We start from the raw sequence: 8390 nt of genomic DNA on the forward strand, positions 1-8390 counted from the left end.
GCCCTTCGGGCGGGCCATACGGAGATGACACAAGCAAGAAGCCCGGCTTGGGTTGTGTCCCCTCCGGTGGACTGCCCGCCGGCGGCTTCGCCGCTTATTGGTGCAGGGTGGGGAGGATGTCTGTGGCTACTGCCTCCAGGATGTCTTCGTTGCCGGTGAAGGGGCCGGATTCTCGTGGCCATGGGGCGGCCATGTCGGTGAAGCCCAGGGCCTCGGCCCTGCCCAGGAAGTCGCGGTAGCACTCGGTGCTGGAGAGGGAGTAGACCGGTGCGGCGTCGGTTTGGAGGATTCGGCGGAAGTTCGGGGCGTCGTCCAGGGTGTCGTCCAGGCGGGCGGAGAGCTCGGCCAGGGACTTCCACCAGTTGTCCAGGGTGTCGTGGCGGGTTCCCGTGGTGATCCAGCCTTGGCCGAAGCGGGCCGCCAGGGACAGGGACTTCGGGCCGTTGGCGGCGACGATGAACGGGATGCGGGGCCGCTGGACGCAGCCCGGCAGGTTGCGGGCGTTGGCGGCCCGGTAGTACTCGCCGTTGTAGGTGACCTTGTCCCGGGTCAGGAGCAGGTCCAGGAGTTCCACGAATTCCGCGTAGCGGGCCGACGGGCTGCGGACCAGGTTGGTGCCGCCGAAGACCTTCGTGTCGTAGCCGCCCTGGCCGCCCGCGCCCACGCCCAGGGTGAAGCGGCCGTCCGAGACGTCGTCCAAGGCCGTCAGCTCGCGCGCGAACGGGATCGGGTGGCGGAAGTTGGGGGACGCCACGAGCATCCCCAGTTCGATCCGGGACGTCACCGCGGCGGCCAGGGTCAGGGTCGGCACCGCGCTGAACCACGGGCCGTCGGACAACGGGGTCCACGCGACGTGGTCGAAGGTCCAGGCGCTGGCGAAGCCGTACCGCTCGGCGGCCTGCCACTTCGGTTTCGCCTCGGTCCAGCGGTACTCCGGCAGGATCGTGATCCCGGCGCGCATCCCCCAGCTCCAATCAGTCGATCTGTTCGATCGAACACACGCGATGTTCGTCTGTCAAGCGTGCAACCTCCCGCCGGGGCCGGGTTGTAGTACGGGGGTCCAACTAGCGAAAGGCCAGAGGGTGGGGGTTCCCGAGGGGTTCGAGGAGTTCGTGGCGACGGCGTCGCCGCGGCTCCTGCGCACCGCGTTCCTGTTGACCCGCGACGTCGGGCACGCCGAAGACCTGCTGCAGACCGCGCTCGCCCGAGCCTGGCGGGCCTGGAGCCGGATCGACGGCGCGCCCGAGCCGTACGTGCGGCGGATCATGGTCAACACCTACGCCACGTGGTGGCGGAGGCGGTGGCGCGTCGAGACGCCGACCGGTGACGTGCCCGACCGGGCCGGTGAACCGGTCGAGGACGCCGTCGACCGGCGGGACTGGTTGTGGGCGGCGCTGGGGCGGTTGCCGCGGCGGCAGCGGGCCGCGGTGGTGCTGCGGTACTACGAGGACCTGCCCGAGGTCGAGGTGGCGGCGCTGCTCGGCTGTTCGGTGGGCACGGTCAAGAGCCAGACCAGTCGCGCGCTGGCGAAGTTGCGGCTGGACGAGACGATCACGCGGGAAGGGGCGGGGCGGTGAACGAGACGGACCTGGTGGAGCTGTTGCGGGAGCGCGCCGACTTCCCCGACCACGGGCACCGCACGCGCGTCGAGGGTGTGCGGGCCAAGGTGCGCCGGAGCCGGTGGCGGCAGGCGGGCGCGGTGGCGGTGGCGATCGTGCTGGTGCTCGGCGGCGTGCTCGTCGGGCTGCCGCGCGGGCAGTCCCCCGACCCCGCCGACCACCCGCGGCTGCCGGCCTACCTCGACGGCTACACGTTCCCCACCAGCGTGTCGGCCGCGCTGCCGACGAAGAAGGCGAACCTGTACTACACGCCCAAGGACGAGACCTTCCGCCTCCACGCCTACTGCCTGATCGGCGACCGCTCCAGCGTCGGCATCCGGATCACGGTCAACGACAAGGTCTGGTACGACGGCGCGTGCCCCCGGATCGGGACCATGATCGCACCGCCGCGCGACGCGTGGACGGCGTTCGGCATCCAGTTCGGGCGGGCGGTGCGGATCGAGGCGACCCTGCCCGCCCCGCCGGCCGACACCGGCGACTGGGGCTTCCGGGTCGCCGAGGAGGTGCCGCTGGCCGACTACCCCTTCCCGCCGCGCCCGGAACGGCTCGCGGTGCTGCCCGAGGACGAGCCGGCCCTCGCCCGGTCGAACCCCGAGCACCCGGAAGGGCAGTTCGAGACCCGGTTCCGGTGGGCGGAGACGGGCGGGCTCGACCTGTGGCTGAACTCGCCCGGCCGGGTGCGGGTGTTCGTCAACGGCGTCGAGGTCCTCACGGCGACCTTCTGGACCTACGACCTGCACACGGCGAGCACGGCCCCGGTCGCCGAGTGGCCCCGGCTGCACGGGCTCGACCTCAAGCCGGACGAGGAGGTCACGTTGGTCGTGATCCCCGAGCGCACCAGCGGGCAGTGGCGGGTCACGCGGTGGCCCGCCCCGCCCAGGTGAGCGGGGCGCGCACGACCAGGACGCCGTCGAGCAGCCACGCCTCGATGCGGTCCACGTCGACCTCGGCGGGGATGGTGGCGCAGAAGTAGAAGCCGCCGGGCGGGCGGCGGGCCGTGATGCCGACGCGGGAGCGCAGCACCGGCACGCCGTCCGCCCGCACGTCGTGGTCGTGCACCTCGACCAGCACGTCCGGGTCGGGCAGGACGGTGGCGATCAGGTAGGCCTCGCGGGTGACGACGACGTCCACCGCGTGCGGGTCGCCGTCGTCGGTGGTGACGTCCCAGTCCCGCCCCAGGGTCCGGCCGATGAGGTTCCACCAGAGGTCCATCTCGCGCAGCGGCCCCGGGTCCGGTCGACCCCGGTGGACCGTCAGCCACTCCACGACCGTCACCTCTCGGCGGGTTTCGGGCACGTCGAACGGGGTGTACCCGCTTCGCGCGGGCACACTCTCCTTCGAACGGGTGAAGTTGTTACTCCGTGTCGGGGGCTCCGGAGGGTGACTGCTCCTCGACCACGGGCAGGTGCGCGGTCTCGGCGGCGGACTCGGCGTCCTCCACCAGTTCCGGCCCACCCCACTGCCCGTCGGCGGTGCCGAGTCTGTGCTTGCCCATCGTCGTGACTCCCTCTCACAGGTTCCGGGGACACGTACCCGTGGGCCGGAGGGTTCACACATGGGTGTTGGGTGGATCACGTTGGAAATGCGAAGATCTTCCGCCTATGACCCAGCTCACCACCCGGGTCCGCGCCGGCTACGCGACGGGCTCGCTCGTGACCGGCGCGTTCGGCACCGTGCCCGGCCTGCTCCTGCTGCCCTACCTGACCGACCGGCTCGCCGTGCCCGCCGCCGTCGCCGGGCTGCTGGTGCTCGCCCCGAAGGCGTGGGACGTGGTGTTCAACCCGGTCGCGGGGCGGATCAGCGACCGGGCGGGCGTGCGGCGGCCGTTCCTGCTGCGCGGCGGGGTCGCGGTGGCGGTGCTGTTCGCGCTGCTGTTCGCCGGGCCGTTCACCGGGGCGGCGGGCGCGGCGTACGTGGCCGTGGTGTTCCTGCTGTGCGCGACGGCCTACGCGTTCTTCCAGGTGCCGTACGTGGCGATGGCGGCGGAGATCACCGGGGACTACGACGAGCGCACCCGCCTGATGGCGTGGCGGATCACGTTCCTGGCGCCGGCGATCCTGGTCAGCGGGGCGGGCGCGCCGGCCGTGCGGGACCTGACCGGCGGGTACGGGCTGATGGGCGTGGCGGTCGGGGCGTTGATCCTGGTCGGGACCGTGGTGACGGTGCTGGGCACGCGGGACGTGGCGCGGCACGTGCCGGCCTCGGCCGGGCTGCGGGAGCTGGTCGGGGCGGTGCGGGAGTCGCGGCCGTTCCGGCTGCTGCTCGCGGTGTTCGTGGTGCAGGCGGTCGGGCTGGGCACGATGTTGGCGGGCGTGGACTACTTCGCCCGGCTCGTGCTGGGCGACCAGTCGCTGCAGACCTGGCTGTTCGTCGGGTTCGTCGGTCCGGCGCTGGTGGTGATGCCGCTGTGGCAACGGGTCGGGCGGCGGCGCGGCAAGCGGTTCGGGCTGGTGGTGGCGTCGCTGCTGTTCGCCGCCGCGGTGGTCGGGCTGACCGCGTCCCCGGTGCTGCCGGTGGCCGTCGTGCTCGCGCTGATGGCGGTGATCGGGGTGGGGTACGCGGGCATGCAGGTGTTCCCGCTGGCCATGCTGCCGGACGTGATCACCGCGCAGGAACGGCGCTCCGGCGACACCCGCGCCGGGCTGTTCTCCGGCGTGTGGACGGCCGGCGAGACGCTCGGCCTGGCGCTGGGGCCCGGGGTGTACGGGCTGGTGCTGGGGCTGGGCGGGTACGTGGCCGGCACCGGCGACGCCGTGCAGCCCGACAGCGCCGTGACCGCCGCCCTGCTCGGGTTCACCGCCCTGCCGGCCCTGCTGGTCGTGCTCGCCCTGCCGCTGCTGCCCCGTGAGGAGACCGCATGACCCCCGAGGACGTCCTGGCCGAGTTGGCCGCGCTGCGCGCCGGTGACCTGCCCACGCACGGCGGCCGGACGCTGGCGTACGTCTACGACAGCGCCGTGCCGGGCCTGGACGACCTCGCCGCGCGGGCGCACGCGGCGGCGTCCTCGGTCAACGGCTTGGACCCGACGGCGTTCCCGAGCCTGCTGCGGCTGGAGAACGACGTCGTCGCCACGGCGGCGCGGCTGCTGGGCGGGACTCCGGAGACGGTCGGGACGGTGACCTCCGGCGGCACCGAGTCGTGCCTGCTGGCCGTGCTCGCCGCGCGGGACGCCCGGACGGTGGAGTCGCCCTCGATCGTGCTGCCGGAGACCGCGCACGCCGCGTTCCACAAGGCCGCGCACTACTTCGGCGTGCGGGTGGTGGCGGTGCCGGTGGACCCGAAGACCTTCCGCGCCGACCCGGAGGCGATGGTCGCCGCGATCGACGACACCACCGTGCTGGTCGTGGTGAGCGCGCCGTCCTACGCGCACGGCGTGGTGGACCCGGTGCCGCCGATCGCCGCCGCCTGCCTGGAGCGGGGCGTGCGGTGCCACGTGGACGCGTGCATCGGCGGGTGGGTGCTGCCGTTCGCGCCCGACGCGCCGCCGTTCGACTTCTCCGTGCCGGGCGTGACGAGCATTTCGGTGGACCTGCACAAGTACGCGTACTGCCCCAAGGGCACGTCCGTGTTGCTGCACGCCAACGCCGACCTGCGCCGCCCGCAGTACTTCGCCAGCGCCGCGTGGCCCGGCTACACGATGCTGAACTCCACCACCCAGTCCACCCGCTCCGGCGGTCCGGTGGCCGCCGCGTGGGCGGTGCTGCGGCACATCGGTGACGACGGTTACCGGACGCTCGCCGCGACGGCGTTGGAGTCCACCCGCGTGATCCGGGACGGGATCGAGGCCATCGACGGCCTGCGCGTGCTGGGGGAGCCGGACTCCACGCTGGTCGCGTTCACCTCCGACGACGTCGACGTGTTCGTGGTGGCCGACGAGATGCGGACGCGGAACTGGTACGTGCAGCCGCAGTTCGCGCACCGCTCGTCGCCGGCGAACCTGCACCTGACCGTGACGGCGGCCAACGCGGGCGCGGAGGACGGGTTCCTGGCCGACCTGCGGGCGTCGGTGGCCGCCGCGCGCGCGGCGGGGCCGGTGGACGTGCCGGCCGAGGTGGTGGCGTTCATCGAGGCGCTCGACCCGGACGCGTTGACACCGCGGGAGTTCGCCGGGCTGCTCGCGGCGGCGGGCCTGGAGGGCGGGGCGGCGCTGCCCGAGCGGATGGCCACGGTCAACACCCTGCTGGCCGCCGCACGGCCCGCGTTGCGCGAGCGGCTGCTGGTGGAGTTCCTCGGCGTGCTGTACTCATGAGGCACAGCTCCGCCCGCACCGGGATTCAACCCGAGCTACGCGGTCAATCATAGCGGTGGTCCCGAGTGTGAATTCTTCGGGGTCCACCTGCGCCTCTCCTCCCCCGTTCCCGGGGAATCCGTGGCACGATCCGGGCACAACACCGATTGCCTTGGGGGAGGCGTCATGTCCGTTGTCCGGGCCATTGCCGACGAACTGCACGACACCCTGGCGAACCGCTATCCCACCACCGCCGCCGCGCGCGGGACCGCCGAAGACGACCGCCTGCCGGATTTCAGCGAGGACCGCGACGCGGAGTTCGACCGGGCGCTGGCCGGGCTGGGCGAGCGCGCGCGGGCGGTGGACCCGGCGGGCCTGCGCGCCACCGACCGCATCACCCGCGAGGTCGTGCTCCAGCAGGTCGGGGCCGAACGGGACCGGATCGCGTGCCGGTGGGTGGAGTTCGCCATCGGCGACGCCCCGACCACCCCGGCGCCCGACCTGTTGCTGACGTTGGCCACCCTGCCGGTGCGGACCCGGCGGCAGCGCGCCGAGCACCTGCGCCGCGTCAAGCGGTTGCCCGAATTCTTCCGCACCCTCTCGGAACGGCACCGTGCCGGAATAGCGGCGGGTCGAACGCCGGTCGCGCGACTCGTGCGGGCCGCGGTCGCGCATTTGGACAACCAACTCGCGAACATCGACGACATCTGCCGCGGGCAAGGCCGGGAAATCGCGACGACCGCCATTCTGGAGTACCGCGACATGCTGTTGGCCGAAGTGCTGCCGCACGGCCGCGACGACGACCACGCGGGCGTGTGCCGGCTGCCCGGCGGCGAGGCGGCCTACGAGACGGCCGTGCGCGCCCACACCACCACCGACCTGTCCGCGCAGCGGCTGCACCGGGTGGGGCTGGACGTGCTGGCCGGGCTCGCCGAGGAGTTCGCCGAACTGGGGTGGCGGGTGTTCCGCACGCAGCACCTGCCCGACATCTTCGCCCGGCTGCGCGACGACCCGGGCCTGCGGTGGCACGACGGCGCGGAGATGCTGGCCGCCGCGCGGGAGGCGGTGCGGCGGGCGGAGGTGGCCGCGCCCCGGTGGTTCCACCGCGTCCCGACGCGGTCGTGCGCCGTCGCCGCCTACCCGAAGTCGGGGTCGCCGACCACGCCGCCCGCCTACCTGTCGGGGTCGCTGGACGGGTCGCGGCCGGGCACCTACTACGTCAACACCAAGCGGCCGGGCGAGCAGATGCGCTACAAGGCCGAGGTGACCGCGTTCCACGAGGGCGTGCCCGGCCACCACCTGGAGGTGTCGCTGCGCCAGGAGCGCGCGGACCTGCCGGTGCTGCGCCGCACCGCGCCGATGGACGCGTTCGCCGACGGCTGGGCGCTGTACGCGGAGCGGCTGGCCGACGAGATGGGCCTGTACTCCGACGACCTGTCCCGGCTGGGGATGCTGGCGCTGGACTCGCTGCGCGCGGCGCGGCTGGTGGTGGACACCGGCCTGCACGCCAACGGCTGGACGCGGCGCGGCGCGGTGGCGTTCCTGCGCGACCACACGCCGATGGGGCACGCGGCGATCGAGGCGGAGGTGGACCGGTACCTGGCCGCCCCGGGGCAGGCGCTGGCCTACCTGGTGGGGCGGTTGGAGATCCAGCGGCTGCGGGCGCAGGCGGAGCGGGCGCTGGGCGCGCGGTTCGACCTGCGCGACTTCCACGAGGTCGTGCTGTCGGAGGGCCGGGTGCCGCTGGGGTTGCTGTCGGAGGTGGTGACGGCGTGGACGCGCACCGCCGCGTGACCGGCGCCACGCCGTGGCTGAGCGTTGGCTGAGGGCGGGTCTTTTCGGCTTGCCGCCGCGCGCGGGCGGTTGACACGCTTCGGTCCGTGGACTGGCGGGTGTTGTTGATCGGCGGGGCTTCGGGGAGCGGCAAGAGCGCGTTGTCGTACCCGACCGCCCGCGCGCGGGGTGCGGCGTTGGTGGAGGTGGACGACCTGGTGGTCGCCACCCAGGCGGTCACGACGCCCGCCGCGCAGCCCGCCCTGCACTTCTGGCGCACGAACTCGGACGCGGGCTTGACGGCCGAGGAGGTCGTGGAGGCGCAGGTGGCGCTGGCCCGCGCGCTGCAGCCGGCGCTGGCGGCGGTCGTCGAGAACCACCTGGACACCGACCTGCCGCTGGTGCTGGAGGGCGACTACCTGCTGCCGGAGTTCTGCGCGAAGTGGGGGCCGGAGGTGCGGTCGGTCCTGGTGCACGAGCCGGAGGCGGCGCAGCTGGAGCGCAACTACCTGATCCGCGAGCCGTCGTCGGGCACCCAGCGCAAACGCGCGCACGACAGCGCGCAGTACGCCGCGTGGCTGGCCGCCGAGGCCGGCCGCCACGGCGTGCCGCTGCTCGCGGCCCGTCCCTGGTCGACCGCGCTGGACCGACTGGCCGACGCCCTGCGGTGACGGCGGCCGGCACGCGGCGGTGACGGCAGCCGGCGCGCGTGCGGTGACGGCGGCCGGCGCGTGCGGTGACGGCGGCCGGCGCGCTGCGATCAGCCCGGC

Annotated in this window: 9 protein-coding genes; 6 read left to right on the forward strand and 3 right to left on the reverse strand. The window is 73.6% G+C overall.

What is annotated here, in order from left to right; all coding sequences use genetic code 11:
- Positions 1-94: 94 nt before the first annotated feature.
- On the reverse strand, positions 95-961 hold the full coding sequence (locus tag AB0A74_RS41865; RefSeq protein ID WP_358258689.1) for an LLM class flavin-dependent oxidoreductase: 867 nt from the start codon (positions 959-961) through the stop codon (positions 95-97).
- Positions 962-1082: 121 nt separating this feature from the next.
- Here AB0A74_RS41865 and AB0A74_RS41870 point away from each other — a divergent pair, with 121 nt between their 5' ends.
- Together AB0A74_RS41870 and AB0A74_RS41875 are read left to right on the forward strand one after the other, a co-directional pair.
- Positions 1083-1577 carry a SigE family RNA polymerase sigma factor gene (locus tag AB0A74_RS41870; RefSeq protein WP_358258691.1) on the forward strand — a complete coding sequence of 165 codons (495 nt, stop codon included), beginning with the start codon at positions 1083-1085 and terminating at the stop codon, positions 1575-1577.
- The gene (locus AB0A74_RS41875; RefSeq protein ID WP_358258693.1) at positions 1574-2503 is read left to right on the forward strand and encodes a hypothetical protein; all 930 of its coding nucleotides are present in this window, start codon (positions 1574-1576) and stop codon (positions 2501-2503) included. Before AB0A74_RS41870 ends, AB0A74_RS41875 begins: the two co-directional genes overlap by 4 nt.
- Here the strand turns inward: AB0A74_RS41875 and AB0A74_RS41880 are convergent.
- Positions 2475-2948 (reverse strand): Hsp20/alpha crystallin family protein, encoded by a 474-nt coding sequence (locus AB0A74_RS41880; RefSeq protein WP_358258695.1) that lies wholly within the window; start codon positions 2946-2948, stop codon positions 2475-2477. The genes AB0A74_RS41875 and AB0A74_RS41880 overlap by 29 nt on opposite strands.
- A gap of 25 nt (positions 2949-2973) precedes the next feature.
- Positions 2974-3114: a hypothetical protein gene (locus AB0A74_RS41885; protein ID WP_343931979.1), complete on the reverse strand. Its 141-nt coding sequence runs from the start codon at positions 3112-3114 to the stop codon at positions 2974-2976.
- 106 nt (positions 3115-3220) lie between these two features.
- Here AB0A74_RS41885 and AB0A74_RS41890 point away from each other — a divergent pair, with 106 nt between their 5' ends.
- The 4 genes from AB0A74_RS41890 to AB0A74_RS41905 all read left to right on the forward strand — a co-directional run bounded on the left by AB0A74_RS41890 (position 3221) and on the right by AB0A74_RS41905 (position 8291).
- On the forward strand, positions 3221-4480 hold the full coding sequence (locus AB0A74_RS41890; protein WP_358258697.1) for an MFS transporter: 1260 nt from the start codon (positions 3221-3223) through the stop codon (positions 4478-4480).
- Positions 4477-5868, forward strand: coding sequence for an aspartate aminotransferase family protein (locus AB0A74_RS41895; RefSeq protein ID WP_358258699.1), 1392 nt, complete (start codon positions 4477-4479; stop codon positions 5866-5868). Before AB0A74_RS41890 ends, AB0A74_RS41895 begins: the two co-directional genes overlap by 4 nt.
- A 165-nt stretch (positions 5869-6033) precedes the next feature.
- Positions 6034-7641, forward strand: coding sequence for a DUF885 domain-containing protein (locus AB0A74_RS41900; RefSeq protein WP_358258701.1), 1608 nt, complete (start codon positions 6034-6036; stop codon positions 7639-7641).
- An 86-nt stretch (positions 7642-7727) separates the two neighbouring features.
- Positions 7728-8291, forward strand: coding sequence for a hypothetical protein (locus tag AB0A74_RS41905; protein WP_358258703.1), 564 nt, complete (start codon positions 7728-7730; stop codon positions 8289-8291).
- Positions 8292-8390: the final 99 nt, after the last annotated feature.

Origin of the sequence: Saccharothrix sp. NPDC042600 (genome assembly GCF_040647305.1) — a bacterium.
In the GTDB taxonomy this organism is placed as follows: Bacteria; Actinomycetota; Actinomycetes; order Mycobacteriales; family Pseudonocardiaceae; genus Actinosynnema; species Actinosynnema mutabilis.

Coding starts and splice junctions, on each gene's coding strand:
- AB0A74_RS41865 (WP_358258689.1), bottom strand. CDS start 961: ATGCGCGCCGGGATCACGATCCTGCCGGAGTACCGCTGGACCGAGGCG.
- AB0A74_RS41885 (WP_343931979.1), bottom strand. CDS start 3,114: ATGGGCAAGCACAGACTCGGCACCGCCGACGGGCAGTGGGGTGGGCCG.
- AB0A74_RS41890 (WP_358258697.1), top strand. CDS start 3,221: ATGACCCAGCTCACCACCCGGGTCCGCGCCGGCTACGCGACGGGCTCG.
- AB0A74_RS41895 (WP_358258699.1), top strand. CDS start 4,477: ATGACCCCCGAGGACGTCCTGGCCGAGTTGGCCGCGCTGCGCGCCGGT.
- AB0A74_RS41900 (WP_358258701.1), top strand. CDS start 6,034: ATGTCCGTTGTCCGGGCCATTGCCGACGAACTGCACGACACCCTGGCG.